Origin of the sequence: Ensifer sp. Root423 (genome assembly GCF_001426275.1) — a bacterium.
Lineage (GTDB): Bacteria > Pseudomonadota > Alphaproteobacteria > Rhizobiales > Rhizobiaceae > Ensifer > Ensifer adhaerens.
Genome location: NZ_LMEG01000023.1, coordinates 549,349 through 564,602 on the forward strand (window position 1 = coordinate 549,349; position 15,254 = coordinate 564,602).

The 15,254-nt window shown below is 61.3% G+C and carries 13 protein-coding genes; 3 read left to right on the forward strand and 10 right to left on the reverse strand.

The features are described 5' to 3' along the window. Positions 1-25: 25 nt before the first annotated feature. From ASD01_RS21970 to ASD01_RS21985, 4 genes are all read right to left on the reverse strand, one after another. On the reverse strand, positions 26-1,666 hold the full coding sequence (locus tag ASD01_RS21970) for a dipeptide ABC transporter ATP-binding protein (RefSeq protein ID WP_060644379.1): 1,641 nt from the start codon (positions 1,664-1,666) through the stop codon (positions 26-28). Then, the gene (locus ASD01_RS21975) at positions 1,663-2,544 is read right to left on the reverse strand and encodes an ABC transporter permease (RefSeq protein ID WP_060644380.1); all 882 of its coding nucleotides are present in this window, start codon (positions 2,542-2,544) and stop codon (positions 1,663-1,665) included. Before ASD01_RS21975 ends, ASD01_RS21970 begins: the two co-directional genes overlap by 4 nt. After that, positions 2,541-3,485, reverse strand: coding sequence for an ABC transporter permease (locus ASD01_RS21980; protein WP_060644381.1), 945 nt, complete (start codon positions 3,483-3,485; stop codon positions 2,541-2,543). Before ASD01_RS21980 ends, ASD01_RS21975 begins: the two co-directional genes overlap by 4 nt. 66 nt (positions 3,486-3,551) lie before the next feature. Then, positions 3,552-5,189 carry a TIGR04028 family ABC transporter substrate-binding protein gene (locus tag ASD01_RS21985; protein WP_060644382.1) on the reverse strand — a complete coding sequence of 546 codons (1,638 nt, stop codon included), beginning with the start codon at positions 5,187-5,189 and terminating at the stop codon, positions 3,552-3,554. A gap of 331 nt (positions 5,190-5,520) precedes the next feature. On the opposite strand from ASD01_RS21985, the gene galE reads away from it, so the two are divergent. Then, positions 5,521-6,507 carry a UDP-glucose 4-epimerase GalE gene (gene galE / locus ASD01_RS21995; RefSeq protein WP_060521088.1) on the forward strand — a complete coding sequence of 329 codons (987 nt, stop codon included), beginning with the start codon at positions 5,521-5,523 and terminating at the stop codon, positions 6,505-6,507. Positions 6,508-6,562: 55 nt separating this feature from the next. On the opposite strand, the gene ASD01_RS22000 is transcribed toward galE, so the two are convergent. The 4 genes from ASD01_RS22000 to ASD01_RS22015 all read right to left on the reverse strand — a co-directional run bounded on the left by ASD01_RS22000 (position 6,563) and on the right by ASD01_RS22015 (position 10,885). Continuing rightward, positions 6,563-7,579 (reverse strand): acyltransferase family protein, encoded by a 1,017-nt coding sequence (locus ASD01_RS22000; protein ID WP_060644384.1) that lies wholly within the window; start codon positions 7,577-7,579, stop codon positions 6,563-6,565. After that, positions 7,576-8,859 (reverse strand): O-antigen ligase family protein, encoded by a 1,284-nt coding sequence (locus ASD01_RS22005; RefSeq protein WP_060644385.1) that lies wholly within the window; start codon positions 8,857-8,859, stop codon positions 7,576-7,578. The genes ASD01_RS22000 and ASD01_RS22005 overlap by 4 nt, the downstream gene beginning before the upstream one ends. A gap of 8 nt (positions 8,860-8,867) precedes the next feature. Next, positions 8,868-10,139: a polysaccharide biosynthesis/export family protein gene (locus tag ASD01_RS22010; RefSeq protein ID WP_060644424.1), complete on the reverse strand. Its 1,272-nt coding sequence runs from the start codon at positions 10,137-10,139 to the stop codon at positions 8,868-8,870. 65 nt (positions 10,140-10,204) lie between these two features. Continuing rightward, complete coding sequence (locus ASD01_RS22015; RefSeq protein WP_034797965.1) at positions 10,205-10,885, reverse strand: sugar transferase; 681 nt, start codon at positions 10,883-10,885, stop codon at positions 10,205-10,207. Between the two features lie 752 nt (positions 10,886-11,637). On the opposite strand from ASD01_RS22015, the gene ASD01_RS22020 reads away from it, so the two are divergent. Beyond that, on the forward strand, positions 11,638-11,916 hold the full coding sequence (locus ASD01_RS22020; RefSeq protein WP_034797967.1) for an exopolysaccharide production repressor protein: 279 nt from the start codon (positions 11,638-11,640) through the stop codon (positions 11,914-11,916). Between the two features lie 227 nt (positions 11,917-12,143). After that, a complete protein-coding gene (locus ASD01_RS22025) occupies positions 12,144-13,160 on the forward strand; it encodes a glycosyltransferase family 2 protein (protein ID WP_060644386.1) in 1,017 nt (338 codons plus the stop codon). An 88-nt stretch (positions 13,161-13,248) separates the two neighbouring features. Here ASD01_RS22025 and ASD01_RS22030 read toward each other — a convergent pair whose 3' ends face one another. Together ASD01_RS22030 and ASD01_RS22035 are read right to left on the reverse strand one after the other, a co-directional pair. Next, positions 13,249-14,196, reverse strand: a complete 948-nt coding sequence (locus ASD01_RS22030; protein WP_060529216.1) for a polysaccharide pyruvyl transferase family protein — start codon at positions 14,194-14,196, stop codon at positions 13,249-13,251. Positions 14,197-14,282: 86 nt separating this feature from the next. Further along, the gene (locus ASD01_RS22035) at positions 14,283-15,248 is read right to left on the reverse strand and encodes a glycosyltransferase family 2 protein (protein ID WP_060529217.1); all 966 of its coding nucleotides are present in this window, start codon (positions 15,246-15,248) and stop codon (positions 14,283-14,285) included. Positions 15,249-15,254: the final 6 nt, after the last annotated feature.

The window sequence follows — 15,254 nt, forward strand, 5'->3', positions numbered from 1 at the left end:
TCGGTCCTGTCTGTAGTCCGCTGCTTCAGGCCGCAGCCCGGCGGTTGCGTCCGGGAATGGCATTGATCAGCTCACGGGTGTAATCGCTGCGAGGGTTTTCGAAGACGTCGGAAACGGTTCCGCCGTCGACCAGCCGCCCATCCTTCAGAACCGAAACGGTGTCCGAGATCTGACGCACCACGGCGAGGTCGTGGGAAACGAAGAGGTAGGTGAGCCCGAGGTCGCCCTGCAGTTCGTCCAAGAGGTCGAGAATGCGGGCCTGCACGCTGACGTCGAGTGCGGAAACCGCTTCGTCGAGCACAACCAGTTGCGGATCGAGCACGAGCGCCCGGGCGATGGCAACACGCTGGCGCTGGCCGCCGGAAAGCGCATGGGGCCGTCGTGCAAATGCGTCCTCGGGCAAACCGACGCGGCCAAGGATCGCCCTTGCCTTCTCCTCGCGATCAGAACGCAGGAGCCCCGGGTAATTCGTCAGCGGCTCGGTCACGATCTGCAGCACGCTTTGGCGCGGGTCCAGCGAGCCGTAGGGATTCTGGTAAACGAGCTGGACCTTGCGGCGGAACTGCCGAAGCCCCTCTCCGGTCAGGCCCGAGACATTGGTGCCGTCGATCTCAATCCGCCCGGCCGTCGGCCTGTCAAAGCCGACGATGTTGCGGATCGTCGTCGTCTTCCCAGACCCGGATTCCCCGACGATTGCATGGGTCGTTCCGCGCCGGACGCGAAAGCTCAGTTCGTCGACGGCGCGTAGCGGGGACCCGCCGTCCTTGCGAACGAATTCGCGGACAAGGCCCTCGACGACGACGATATCGTCCGGAGCCTCCGCAACGGGTGGTCGAACCGTTGCCAACCTCGGGGGGGCGGTAAAGGATGGCGCGTCCGAAAGCAGTTGTTTCGTGTAGGGACTGCGTGGTGCGGCCAGAACAGCGCCCGTTGCGCCCTGCTCCTGAATCCGGCCGCCCTGTAGGACGACGATCCGATCGGCCCGGTCGGCGGCAACACCGAGATCGTGGGTCACCAGAAGCACGGCCGTACCATACTCCGTTCGCAACTCGTCGATGAGATCAAGAATGCGCTTCTGGACCGTGACGTCGAGCGCGCTCGTCGGCTCGTCGGCGATGATCAGCTGCGGCTTCAGCGCAATCGCAATCGCAATCAAGACCCTTTGGCGCATGCCGCCCGACAGTTCATGCGGATACTGCCGCGCCCGAAGTGCCGGCTCGCTCAAGCCGACGCGGGCCAGAAGAGAGAGCACCTGGGCCTCGATCTCGTCGGATCTCAGCGCGCCGTGGATGCGGAACATCTCGCCGAGTTGCGAGCCGATCGTCTTGACCGGGTTGAGCGAACTTCCCGGATCCTGAGGCACGAGGCTGATCCTCGCGCCGCGCACCGTATCCAGTTGCCGATCCGTCCAGCAGGCAATGTCGGTTCCATTCAGCTTGATGGTTCCGCGTTCCACTCGGCCATTCGCAGCGAGCAGACCGATGATCGACTGTGCGGTCGTCGTCTTGCCGGAACCGGATTCACCGACAAGGGCCACAACCTCACCTGGATTGATGCGAAACGAAACGTCATGAACGGCGCGGCGTTCGCCGCTGCTGTCAGCGTAGGCAATGCAAAGATCCTCGACCTCAAGGACGGGGGGAAAAGGTCCAGGTATGACGGTCATGCTGCGGCCCTTCCGAAAGATTGGCTGACGCGATTGGCAGCCAGCACGACGAGGACAACTACGATGCCGGGCGCGGTGGTCAGCCACCATGCGGTCGAAATGTAATTGCGCCCCTCGGCGATCAGCAGCCCCCATTCCGGGGTCGGCGGCGGCGCGCCGTAGCCGAGAAATCCAAGCGTCGAAATCTGCAGTACGGCCGATCCGAATTGCAGCGCGGCAAAGGCGACGACCGAGGTTAAGGAATTCGGCAGAATATGGCGCCACAGAACCGAGGCGAAGGTCCCGCCACTGCCGAAGGCCGCCTCGACATAATCGCTGCGACGCACGCGCACGACTTCCGCCCGCGCCAGCCGGGCAAAGCCTGCGACCGAGGTGACCCCAACAGCGATTGCCGCGTTCACAGTTCCAAAGCCGAGCAGGATAATGATGCTGAGCGAAAGCAGCAGCGGAGGGATCGACAGGAGCACGTCGACAACGCGCATGATCGCATCGTCGAAGCGACGCCGCACCGAACCAGCGACGACGCCGAGACCGGTGCCAACCGCAAGTCCCAGCCCAACGGCGACAAAAGCACCTGTCAGGGAATGAACGGCCCCGTAGACGATGCGCGCATAGAGATCGCGCCCGAGCGCATCGGTTCCGAGCAGATGATCAGCGCTCGGCCGCTGCAACTGCGCGCCACCGACGCCCTCAAGCGGGTTGTAGCCTGTGAAGAACGAGGGGGCGACCGCCCAGAGGAAAACAGCACCGAGGATAAGCCAGGAAAGGGCCAGTCCTACGGGTACACGGCGCAGCCGCGATGCCGCGCCAGAACGCCGCTCGCTCTTTGCCCTTGGCGCCGCAATAGCGTCATCGCGAAGCGTATCGAAGGTCGTCATGCAACGGCTCCCGTTTTGGTCCTGAGGCGTGGGTCGAGCACCGGATAGAGCAGGTCCACAGCGAGATTGATGATCACGAAGGCCAGCGCAGAAAGAACGACGATCGCCTGAAGCACGGCTGCGTCCTGGCTGCCCACGGCGCGTTCGGTCAGTCCGCCGATGCCGTTCAGCCCGAAGACGGTCTCGGTCACCACCGCCCCGGCAATCAGTTCGCCGAACAACACGCCGGCAATCGTCAGCGTCGGAAGCAGCGCGTTCTTCGCGACGTGCCGCCAGAGAACCCAAAGGCGAGTGGCGCCCTTAGCCCGCGCCACGGCGACGAAGGGGCGCGTCAACACCTCGTCGATATTGCGAACGAGCACCTGCGCCAGTGGCGCGGAAATCGGCACGGCAAGTGTTGCAACCGGCAGGATCAATTCCTGCCAGGGACCAGGGTTGATGACGGGCACGAGTTTCAGGCGGAAGGAGAAGATCTGGATGAGCATGATGCCGAGCCAGAAGGTCGGGATAGAAATGAGAAGCGACGGAACCGACTGCAGCGCGCCACGCAGCCACCCAAACGGCGCGAGACTGGAGAGGAAAGCGATGACGGTCGCCAGGATCGCAGCTAGCAAGAAGCCGAGCCCCGCGAGCTTCAGCGTTGCCGGCAGATGCGCAGCAAGCAGACTTGAAACCGGAACACCGGCTTGAACCGAGTAGCCGAAGTTGCCGGCCAGGAACTTGCCGATAGTCCGCGCGTATTGCACCGGCACGGAGCTGTCGACTGCATAAGAGGCGCGGATTTCGGCGACCTGTTCGGCGGTCAGGCCGAGATCGGGGTTCTGGAACTTAATGAGGATCGCATCGCCGGGCATTGCCTGCAGCAGCACGAAAGAGATCGTGAATGCGGCCCAAAGCACAAACAGAGCCTGAGCAACACGATTGAACAAATAGGCGGACATGATCCGTTCCTCGCAGGCGGATTTCAGAGACGACGGCCACCGACGTTGCGGTGGCCGCCGAACCGATCAATGTTCAGCAAGCCAGGTGCTGTAGAAGCTTGGACGCCCGACGGCCTCGAATGCCACGCCCTGGACGTAGGGCGCACCTGCATAGGCCTGCGGCTCCTCGAAGATCGGGATCGCATAGGCTTGATCGACGACGTAATCCTGAACCTCGCCGGCAATCGCGAGGCGCTTCTGGCGATCCGGCTCGGACGCGAGCGCATCGAGCAGACCATTCAGCTTGGTATCGACGAAGCTCTGGACCTTGTCGCTAAGCCCGCCCTTCTGGCGCAGCACATCGCGGTTCTTCGGATAGTACTGGCTCTTGATCACATCGGGATCGGCACGGCCGACCATGGCAGGCGACACCGGCGTCTTCAGCGGATCGAGATCATCCACCGTCTTGCTGCCGCTATCGCCGGCAAGGACGCTCAGCTTGACGCCCACCTTTCCCCACTGCTGCGCGACCAGTTGCAGCGTTTCCTTGTTCTGCGGCTGTGGCAGCGATTCATAAGCCGTCAGCACCAGTTCCTTGCCGTCCTTCTGGCGCAGACCGTTGGCGGCGACCGACCAGCCCGCTTCATCGAGCAGGGCCTTGGCCTTCGCCGGATCAAAAGCGAGCTTGGCCGAGATATCCTTGTAGCCGAGGGCCGACGACGCGATGATCGAGGTTGCCTGCGGATAATTGGCAGAAAACAATGTGGTGACGATTTCCTTGGTGTCGGTCGCATGCAGCAGCGCCTGACGCACCCTGATGTCGGACACCAACGGGTTGTCCGGGCGGAAGACGACACTGTTGTTCACCCCGCGGGTGGAAGGCGCGTAGATCTGATAGTCCTGCGCCTCGACTTGGCCCTCGTCATAGGCCTGGACCTGGCGGATGAAATCCGCCTGCCCTGCGAGCAGCGCACCGATGCGCACGCTGTCCTCGCCGGTGATGATGTACTTGATGCCGTCGAGATAGGCGCGGCCCTGGTGTTCGAGCTTGGCCGGGCCCCAGTTGTATTCGTCGCGCGCCGTCAGGTTCAGTTCCTTGCCGATCGTCTCGCTCTCGACGACGAATGGGCCGGAGCCGATGATTTTCGTGGCGTCGCCGAGTTCTTCGAAGGGCAGCGCCAGCGTGCTTGCCGCGACCAGGCCCGAGCCGATCACGGACGTTCCCTGAAGGAACCCCGGCGACGGTTTCTTGAAGTAGAATTTGACCGTCAGCGGATCGACGACTTCGCTGCGCTCGTAGTTGTTGATCACCTCGGAGACCGGCTGCTTCAGGGCTTTGTTGCCAAGACCGAAGACGTCGTAGTTCTTGGCAACCGCAGCCGCGTCAAGCGGCGAGCCATCGGAGAACGTCACGCCTGGACGGATCTTGAACGTATATTCGGTCGCATTCGCGTTGACCGTCCAGGATTCAGCGATCCAGGGCTCGATCTCGAGTGTCTTCGGGTTCTGATAGGTCAGCTTGTCGGTGATCTGGTTGAGGATGCCACCGTTCGGATAAAAGCCGCCGGCCGGCGGGTAGAGGTTCGTATGGGCCTGCTGCTCAAGATAGATCAGCGTACCGCCCTTGACCGGATCTGCCGCTTGCGCCTGCGCGTCGCTCAGATCCAGGCCAGTGGTCACAAGTGTGGCGAGCGTCAGTGCCAAGCTTTTCAGTTTCGTCGTCATGAGAGCCTTCCTTCAGAAATCTGGAGGCTATGGTACGACTGCGGCCGGCATAATCAATTAAATCTAGTAAATTAATATGCTATATGTTTTACCCGAACCGAAAGAAGCATCTAGCGCGACGTCGCCGGGGAGATAATTGTCCCTTCCCGCATTTTTCCCACCAATTTTGAAGGGCCGGGATCGACGGAAGTGTGGAAAGAAGCCCGCTGGTAACCACCGCCACATACGCGACATGGACACGTGCTTGATTGCGCGCGGCATTGACACCATTGTCGTCATCCGTTGAAGAATCTTGGCAATTTCTCTGAACCTCCCAAGGATCGTAAGCATCATGGAAAGCAATAAAGTCCTCGTCGTCGGCGGTGCCGGCTACATCGGCTCGCATACGTGCCTCGAACTCGCCAACAAGGGTTTCGAGCCTGTCGTTTACGACAACCTTTCGAACGGCCACGAAGAATTCGTCAAATGGGGCGTGCTGGAAAAGGGTGATATCCGCGACCGAAAGCGGCTCGACGAAGTCCTTGCCCGTCACAAGCCACGCGCCATCCTGCATTTTGCCGCGATGATCGAGGTGGGTGAATCGGTGAAAGACCCGGTTTCCTTCTACGACAACAATGTGATCGGCACGCTGACCTTGCTTTCGGCTGCCCTTGCCGCGGGCGTCGAAGCTTTCGTCTTCTCTTCGACCTGCGCCACCTATGGCCTGCCGGAGAGCGTGCCGATCGACGAACAGCACCGCCAGGCGCCGATCAACCCTTACGGCCGGACCAAATGGGTGTGCGAACAGGCACTGAAGGACTACGGGCAGTACAAGGGCCTGCGCTCAGTGATCCTGCGCTACTTCAACGCCGCTGGCGCCGATCCGGAAGGCCGCATCGGCGAGTGGCACGAGCCGGAGACGCATGCCATCCCGCTCGCCATCGACGCGGCCCTCGGCCGACGCCAGAGTTTCAAGATCTTCGGCACGGACTACGACACCCGCGACGGCACCTGCGTGCGCGACTACATCCACGTGCTTGATCTTGCCGACGCCCATGTGCGCGCGGTTGAACACCTGCTTTCGGGCGGCGACAGCGTCGAGCTCAACCTCGGCACAGGCACCGGCACGACCGTCAAGGAACTCTTGACGGCGATTTCCGAGGTTTCGGGACGCGAATTCCAGGTCGATCTCGTCGACCGCCGCGAAGGGGATTCGACCACCCTGGTCGCCAACAACGACAAGGCGCGCGACATTCTCGGCTGGGTTCCGAAATACGGTCTCACCGACATCACGCGCACGGCCTGGAACTGGCATTCCCGTCGTAATCAGGGTGTCTGAGATACAGACCACGTCTGGCGCGGCGGTGATCGCCGCGCCAGACGGCTCCGATTTGTCAGGCCGTGTGCTGCACCGGCCTTGAGAAAAAGCCCGAGCGCAGCCGTGTGGCCAGCGGCTTCTCGATCAGAAGATAGGCGAAAACGCCAAGCGCAGTCCCTGCAATGACCGCCAGCAGCGCCGTTGTGAGCAGCCCTATACCCATCATTCCACAAGCCTTGACCACGACCGAAATCGCAAAGGTGTGCCAGAGGTAGATCGAGTAGGATGCGTCGCCGAGCATCATCGGCAGCCTGCTGGGGCGGAACCAGCCCTGCGCTTCGAGCGCCAGCGTTCCCAAGACGAGCATGACGGCCAAAGGCCCGAGGATGAATTCGTCGAAAGGCAGGCGAAGCACGGCGACCGCCGCAAATCCTGAAAACGCGCCGGCGACAAGCATAAGGCCGGACTTTGCGCCGGGCACCCTGCCTCTCAGCCACAACTCGGCGACGACCATGCCTGCCACAAATTCAAGAATAATCGGCCGCGTATAGGTGACGAAGAGCGCGTTGTCGCTGTCGACGGCAAAGCCGATGGCAACCAGCGCCGAGAAACAGCCAGCGATCGCCGGCAACCGGCTCGACCGCGGCAACAGCAGTGTCAAGGCGAAGATCGCATAGAAGAACATCTCGTAGTTCAGCGTCCAACCCTGCACCAGCACTGGCCAGATTTCGCCGCTGCTTGGCGATCGCATGGGAATGAACAGCAGCGAGGAAAGCACATGCGCGTTGCTCAAGACCAGATTGGGAAACAGGCCAACAACGCCGCCGATGACCATGACCGCGGTTGCGAGCCAGTAGATCGGCGCGATCCTCTGAATGCGATCACGGAGGAAGGCGAGCGCTGACACCGGCCGCCGTTCGCTGATCACCCACATGATGAAGCCGCTGATGACAAAGAAGACGTCTACGCCGGCAGCACCAATTGCGAAGTGGTGCCCGGTGCGCTCGGCGGCATGAAAGACGACGACCCCGAGCGCTGCGACGGCCCGCAGATACTGAATGCCATAGATCGTCGTCGTCGGGGCGCTGATCATTGATACCTCAGTCGTAGCGGGATCTCCGATACGGCCGGCGCCGGACGATCTTCGACGCTCTGGTGCGTGCGCGCTTCCGGTAAAGTCAGCTTTCCGGCGGCGAAATAGAGCAGGAACGAGCCGATGTGATAGGGGTTCATGATGTCGATTTCGACGAAGGACCGCACCAGCAGAAGCAGCGCTATGCCGAAGAGCACGGAAGATTGCGTGTCATGATCCTGCGTCAACAACCGCTTGGTATGCCCGAGCACGGTTATCAGAAGGATGCCGGACAGAAGCACGAGCCCGATCGCGCCGGTCTCCACCATCGCTTCGATAAAGGTGTTGTGGAAGTGGAAGCCGGAGCGCGTGGCAATATAGAACTCTTCCCACAGGCGTTCGGGCTCCGAGAAGCCCTGGACCCAATAGGCCTGATAGCCGACACCGACCAGCGGTGACGACATCGCCGCCTCGATGCCCTGCTGCCACAGATAGGTCCGTCCGGTTAGGGTGGAATCCTTGCCGAAAAGCCCGAGGACAAGATCGACGCCCCCACCATAGATGGCCGCAACGGCGACCATGACGCCACAGACGGCGGCGGCGAGGAAGAGCCCCTTGCGGTGTGCCGGCGACAATAGTCCGACCAACCGCATGCCCAGCCACAGCCCGAGGATGACCACTGTGGTCAACACGGACGTCGCCGATTGCGAGGCAAAAAGTGAATAGGCCGACAGCAACGCGACCAGGCTGGATGCCGCGAACCACAGGCCGCGTTCGCCAAGCGCGATCGGCGCGACAAAGGCGAAATAGATGCCGAGCGATGCGTAGAAGCCCAGTTGGTTCTTCGAGGCGAACGCGCCGACGAAGCTGTAAGTGCCGTCGAGAGGATCGAGGTGGTAGACGCCGAAGAGGAGCGAGTAGACGAGAACGACGCCGGTTCCGGCAATCGCGCCGCGCACCAGGGTCCTGATGTCGACAACCCGCATGGCAATCAGGGCGCAGATCACGTGGGAGAGATACTGTATCCCCGTTCGCGCCGTCATTCCGGGCGCCGCCGACCAAAAGACCGACAGGCAGGCGAAGATCGCAAAACCTAAGATCCAGAGGCGGATTCCGTAGTTGCCGAGCACACGACGGTAATCGACCAGCACCAGCGGCAGCCACAGGCTATAGTAGAGTAGGATCGACGCCTGTCCGAAGCGCGAGGAATAGGCGAAGACGAAGAGCGATAGCGCGATCGCAACGGTGCCATAGACGCCATTGCGATCGGAGGAAATCAGGCTCGCCTTCGAAATTTTCACAGCCGTTCCTACTGCGTTGCCAGGTTGGCTTCGACCTTGATCACGTCACCCGGCAATACACGCGTATTTTCGTCGGCGGAGATCTCCGTCGGCTTTCCGTCGCGCTCGCGCATGATCGAATAGGCGATCGTCGCCTCCGCCGTATTGTCTTTCGACTGTGCGGCTTCGGCTGATTGCAGCAGCGCTTCGGCCATCAGGTCGCGGCTGGTGCCGAGCTTGATCGAAAGCGTGTCGAGTTCGGCCTCGGTGTTCTGCAGGTCCTGCGCCAGCTGAGCGTCCCAATCGTTGCGAAGATTGGTTTCGTCCTGGCCCGCCTTGCTGACGTCCTGTTTAGCCTTCAAAGAAGCTGTGTCGATGTCGAGAAGAGCGGCCTGCAATTCGGCAACGCGCTGCTCCAGGGACAGCTTGCGCTGGCTGAGCGCCAGGCCCTTTTCGGCAAGGCTCTCGACCTTCTCGCGGTCTTCAACGACGAGCTCGAGCTGGCGGTTCTGGGTTTCCGTCTTCTTTGCCAGCGACTGGATTTCGCTTTCGAGCAGGGACTTCAGATCGGCGAGCGACTTCAGTTGCAGCTTCTGCTTCCTATCGCGCGAGGCCATCAGCGCCGTCTCGTTTGCGAGAAGCTTGTCGATACCGGGAACGCCCTGAAGGTCCTTCGGCAGTTCGATGCCATCCTTTTCGGCGATCTCAGCCTGAAGGCGGGCGCGACGGATCAGCAGCCGGTTGCGCTCGGACGTCTGGACGCTCGAATCGCCATGCGCATTTATGTAGTCGCGCGCAAAGCGCTGGCCGCTTTCCGAACGGCGCAATCCGCCGCCAAGGCTTACGGCCTTCAGCACCGTCAGATTGGGGGCAAAAGGATATTCGCCGGGCTTCTGGACCTCGCCCGCGAGATAAACCGGGCGGTACTGCGCGAGTTCGACGGAGGCGGAAGGCCGATCGCGCAGACCGAAGAGCGTCTGCATCTTCTCGCCGATCGCTTCACCAACTTCGGTCGTCGTCTTGCCCGCCGCCGGCAGGTCGCCGATGAAGGGCAAGGAGAGCGCACCCGAAGGACCAACGGTGTACTCGCCGCTGACGACCGACCAGTCGCGGACAGCCCCCTCCGCGGTCTGCCATTCGGCCACGCGAATTCTCAGCCTATCCATAGTGCCGAGCTGATACTCATCGGCCCAAGCCGGAAAAGCACAAGTGAGCGCCGCGGCGATGAGAACCGCCCGGCGCAGGAAACGGGGTAGCGTGCGCGGCATGCGCGACTTTCCCGACAGATGATGTTCTCTCATTTGGGCTTCCCGAATGAAGGCGCCTTCCCGCGACCGGTCGCGCGGGCTTTCCAGGCGCTGTTTCGTCAGTAGCTGCCGCGCGAAAGGCAAACGGCGGGAATGGTTCTGACAACGATGGAGAAGTCCTTCAGCAGCGACCAGTTCTGGACGTACTGGGTATCGAACGCGATGCGGGTTGCGTAGGATACGTCGTTGCGCCCGCTGATTTGCCAAAGGCCGGTAAGACCGGGTCGGGATTGCAGGTAGTAGACGGCGGCGCTGTCGTAGAGCTCCAGTTCGTCCTCCACCACCGGGCGCGGGCCAACCATGCTCATTTCACCGCGCACGATGTTGACCAGCTGCGGCAGTTCATCAAGGCTTAGTTTGCGCAGGACACTGCCGACGACCGTGACACGCGGGTCGTCCTGCAGTTTGCGCGTCGCGCGCCATTCCTCGTAGGCGGCCGGATTGGCCTTGAGGTAGTCCTGCAGGATACGGTCCCCATCAGGCCGCATGGTGCGGAACTTAAGGCAACGGAACGACTTGCCGTTATGGCCGATGCGGCGGTGGCCGTAGAAGATGCTGCCGCCGTCGGAAAACTTGACCAGCGCCATGAGCATCAGGAACAGCGGGCTTAAGAAAACCAGGGCGAGGGAAGCGGCAAGCACGTCGAAGCCACGCTTCGAAACGCCACCCACGGGTGGGATTGCCGCAAACTCTGCGGCACTGAAAAACGGCGAATTGGCCGATCTGGTCGCAGACTTCATAGAGGTGACTCCATTTACGTTTGGCGATTTGTCGGTCTCCCCAGGGGGGCCTACAGCCCACACTGGGGCGCGCTCATCGTGAATAATGAACGTCCGGTAAGGATTTGCTTTTTGAAGGCGAAATAAAGGCGAGTATCCGAGCAGGGGCCAAAATGCGTATATCACCACTTTCGAATATGAAATATTTCTCGTGACAGGCGCTGTTATATTATTGCGAGAAACAGTATCACCTCGCACGTATTCCTGTATTGTTTCTGGCGAGCCAAATTACATTTCCGGAGAAGTGGCGATATCTTCGCAGGCCGATGTTTTCTTTGAGCTTCGGGAGCGTGATTTCCCCTACTCCAAAATTATCGGTCCTCCGTATTTCCCAAATTTTGCTGCATCGCACCAAGTCTTCGCGGCGCACACAAAGACTCGCAACATCATTCAAACTTGTAATAAAAGTTGATCAGAACGTGCGTGTGGCGGCAACCATTGGGCGACGTGGAGACCCTCTCCCGACGGGAGGTGGAAAATCAGCTGCCGAGCGCAGGCTCGCGTCACAATGGCGCTCGAGGTTGATCAACTGATTTTTGATTCGATCGACGCTGCTCGAAACGCGACATAAAGATTTGCCTGTTTCTATGTACCAAAGCGGCGGCTATTGCCGGTTGCAGCCGATGTCCGTCGCCAATATATTAACATTTGCAGAGGAAAGGCCGATTTTGCGATGACGTCTGCAGCGATAGAACCGATTGCGAGCTAGTGTCATGTACGCACCACGCGTCTTCGTGAGTATGATCGGCGCCCTGACGGTCTTTGCGGTCGTCACCTATTTCCTCAATGGCTCTCTCACATCCACGCTGATCCAGACGGCGATCTGTGCGGTCCTCATTCAGATCGGCTATTTCCTCGCGGTCGTCTTCCTAATCTGGAGGAAAGCGCGCGAGCACGGAAAAAAAGCGGCTGAAGTGCTGCAATCGGCCAATGACGACAAGCCGGGCAGCAATAGCCACCGCCTGGACCGGCCCGGTCACTTCAATCGTTGACCGCACGGCCGGACAAGCCTGCCTCGCTTCAAAAAAATCGCCTTTGACGCGGTTGCGACATGATCGCCCTGCATGGTGCCGCCCGTTACGGCAAGATTCCATGCCGGGCTGCATGATCTAGCGGGTCGCCAATGACCCGGCTGCGTCATGCAGCGATCGAGAACTGGTGCAGTCCACTTGGCCCCTAGGCGCCGCGCTGCCCGCGAGACACGATACTGGAGGCCCCCATGACCACAGTCGCCCGGACAGATGTCTGCGTCATCATTGCTGCGAAGAATGCCGAGGCGACCATCGCCCGCGCGGTCGCGTCGGCGTTGGCCGAACAGGAAACCGCCGAAGTGATCGTGGTGGATGACGGTTCCACCGATCAGACCGTCGCCGCGGCGCGATCTGCCGACGATCACAGCGGACGGCTGACGATCGCACGCTTTGAAAGCAATCGCGGTCCTTCAGCAGCGCGCAACCATGCGATTGCCATCAGCCGCGCCCCGGTCCTGGCGATCCTCGACGCCGACGATTTCTTTCTACCGGGCAGGCTCGGCAGGCTGCTCGCAGTAGAGGAGTGGGATTTCATCGCCGACAATATCGCCTTCATGGACGAGGCCGCAGTGACTGGTGCGGCTCCAAGGGTCGATGACTTCCCGCCACGGCCGCGCATTCTCGGCCTCATTGATTTCGTCGAGGGCAATATTTCGCAGCCGGGCGTGAAACGTGGCGAGATCGGCTTCCTGAAGCCGCTGATGCGCCGCCGCTTCCTCGATAAGCATGGCATCCGCTATCAGGAGGCGCTTCGCCTGGGGGAGGATTATGACCTCTATCTTCGCGCACTGGCCAAAGGTGCACGCTACAAGGTCATTCAAAGCTGTGGCTATGCGGCGATCGTGCGCGGCAATTCGTTGAGCGGCAGCCACCGGACCGAGGATCTAAAGCGCCTCTACGAGGCCGACCGCGTCATACTCGCGGCAAACGACCTCGACGGTGAGGCAGCGGCTGCCGTGCGACGGCATGAGCGTCACGTGCGTGGCCGCTACCAGCACCGCCACTTCCTCGACCTCAAGAAAGAGCGCGGCGCAATGGCTGCGATCGGTTACCTCATGCGGCGCCCGGGCGCCGCGCCGGCCGTCACCGCCGGTATCTTCGCCGACAAGACGGAGCGCTTCAGGCCGCGCCAGGATGCGGCACCGGCGGGCGGAGGCGCGGCAGTGCGCTACCTTCTGCCCATCGGCGCGGAGCACGCGCGCTAGCACCACGCGTTGCGGCGTCGGCGCCACGTCGAACCATCGCGAGCGGAATACGCTCCGGCATCTCGTCCGGAGCGCCGTTTGTCACATCCTAGAAGTAGGCGCGCCGTACGGCGGCCAACGCATCCTGGAAGCGTTCCTTGCGTTCGGCGAGCCGGCTGTCGCTGCTCAATTGCGGCTCTGCCCGAGTGGCCTGCCAAAGTGCAAGCGTCGACGGCGCCGCAAGCACCTGCTTGGCCGCGCTGCGCAAGAACGTCTGACGCGGTTCTCTGGCCGCGACGATCACCTCGCCGTCGGCGGATCGCAGGTTCGCAGCCTCCGGCACGGTCTGCGCCTCGAAGCCCATGCCCCAGAAACGTGCGCCCTTGATCATGGCTTCGGTGCGGCTGGAGACCGGAACATGGCGGGGACGGTATTCGACGCCGACGGTTTTTGCCCAGTCGTTCCACTTGAAGCTGTTGATGCTGTCCGACGTCGTCACCGCCACCCAGGGAACGCGGAATGCATCGGCAAGAATCGCCCCATGCATCGATTCGGCGACAATGAACTCCGATTGCGCGATCTCGCGGATCACGCTCTTGGCCTCGCCGCGCGGGTCGATGTAGTGCAGGCCGACGGTGCCGCAGGTGACGGGCCACATACCGGCGATCGCACTTTCCCAATGGGGAATGAAACTGCGCTTGTATAGCTTAGGCAGGTTTCGGAATTCCGGCATGTCGGCGACCATGACCGCGGGATCGACAATACCGCGCTCCGGCGCAAGGCCGATCTTCTCGGCTGTCAACGGCCCGCGCACGCAGCGAAGGTCCCATTCGGCGGCATCCCGCATGTCCGGCAAGCTGCCGTAGCCGAAACCGCTGCCGATAACGAGCTTGCGGACGCCATCAGGCAGAAGCGCGCGGTTGAGCACCGTGCCGACGCCGACGAGGAGGATGTCGTCGTGGACATCGCGAAAACCCGGCAGCAGGAAATCCCAAAGCCAGAGGTTGAGGTCGTCGCCGAAATTGCCGTGCTGAGATTCCCAGTAATAGGGCTTCATGGGCGGTCCCTTCTTTCAAATGCGAGATAGGTTCGATGCCGCGCCTGGCGGGCTTGTTCTTCCTCCAAAAGGAGTTTCTGTCCGGATCAGCGTGAACGGGAAAACTTGCCGACGGCAAGCTCGAATGCGCTTTGCAACAGCTTGGGATCGCGCAGGACCCAACGTGCCAGCAGTCGAAACTGCGGCGACTTCCGCCGCTTCAGCCGGCGCGCCTGGCTCCAGAGCGCCTGACGACGGGCCGTGTGCTGGTAGGACTGGATCGACGCGACGGCCGATGGCTTGCGCGAAAGCCGGTGCTCAAGCGTCTCAAGGGCAACAAAGGTGTTGAACTGCTGCTGCAGGAATTGCGGCGAATCGTTGTCGATCGAGTGGAAGATGTTGATGCCCTCCCCGCGCATGGCACCGGCTGCATCACAAAGCACGACACGATTTGCCGCCAGAATGCAGTCGCAGAAGAACAGCACGTCCTCGGCCGCGAGACGCAGCTCGGCATCAAAGCGCACCGTCTCGAAAAGCCGGCGACCAACCACCATGCAAGACAGGTGCAGGAAGCTCCAGTTCCGCAGCATGACATTGGAAAGATCGGGAATTTCGACGACAAGCGGGCTTTCCTGCAAGCGCACGACCGTATCGCTTGCCTCGAGATCGGCGATGCCGAAATGGTAGTAGAACGCCTCGCCGCCTGTTATCGACGCCCAGTAGCAGTCGGCACCAAAGCGGCTCATGCTGTCGACGGCATTCTGGAGATGATCGGTGGTCCAGATGTCGTCGGAATCGAGGAACGCGGCGAACGCGGCGTCGGCCGGAACGTTGTCGAGCCCGGTGTTGCGCGCGCCGCCTGGACCCTTGTTGTCCTGCCGGATCACCGTCACGCGCGCCCGCTCGCCATCGGCAAGCGGCCTCAACTCCTCGTCGATCGAGTAGGGAGATTGATCGTCTATCACCAGGACATGGAAGTCTTGATAGCTTTGGGCAAAGACGGACGCGAGCGCGCGCCGAAGAATACCCGGCTCCTTCTGGTAGTAGGGAATAATAACAGTCAGCTTCGCCATCTTTTC

Bases quoted from the DNA above. Each gene is read 5' to 3' on its own strand.
- ASD01_RS21970 (WP_060644379.1), bottom strand. From the start codon at position 1,666: ATGACCGTCATACCTGGACCTTTTCCCCCCGTCCTTGAGGTCGAGGAT.
- ASD01_RS21975 (WP_060644380.1), bottom strand. From the start codon at position 2,544: ATGACGACCTTCGATACGCTTCGCGATGACGCTATTGCGGCGCCAAGG.
- ASD01_RS21980 (WP_060644381.1), bottom strand. From the start codon at position 3,485: ATGTCCGCCTATTTGTTCAATCGTGTTGCTCAGGCTCTGTTTGTGCTT.
- ASD01_RS21985 (WP_060644382.1), bottom strand. From the start codon at position 5,189: ATGACGACGAAACTGAAAAGCTTGGCACTGACGCTCGCCACACTTGTG.
- galE (WP_060521088.1), top strand. From the start codon at position 5,521: ATGGAAAGCAATAAAGTCCTCGTCGTCGGCGGTGCCGGCTACATCGGC.
- ASD01_RS22000 (WP_060644384.1), bottom strand. From the start codon at position 7,579: ATGATCAGCGCCCCGACGACGACGATCTATGGCATTCAGTATCTGCGG.
- ASD01_RS22010 (WP_060644424.1), bottom strand. From the start codon at position 10,139: ATGAGAGAACATCATCTGTCGGGAAAGTCGCGCATGCCGCGCACGCTA.
- ASD01_RS22015 (WP_034797965.1), bottom strand. From the start codon at position 10,885: ATGAAGTCTGCGACCAGATCGGCCAATTCGCCGTTTTTCAGTGCCGCA.
- ASD01_RS22020 (WP_034797967.1), top strand. From the start codon at position 11,638: ATGTACGCACCACGCGTCTTCGTGAGTATGATCGGCGCCCTGACGGTC.
- ASD01_RS22025 (WP_060644386.1), top strand. From the start codon at position 12,144: ATGACCACAGTCGCCCGGACAGATGTCTGCGTCATCATTGCTGCGAAG.
- ASD01_RS22030 (WP_060529216.1), bottom strand. From the start codon at position 14,196: ATGAAGCCCTATTACTGGGAATCTCAGCACGGCAATTTCGGCGACGAC.
- ASD01_RS22035 (WP_060529217.1), bottom strand. From the start codon at position 15,248: ATGGCGAAGCTGACTGTTATTATTCCCTACTACCAGAAGGAGCCGGGT.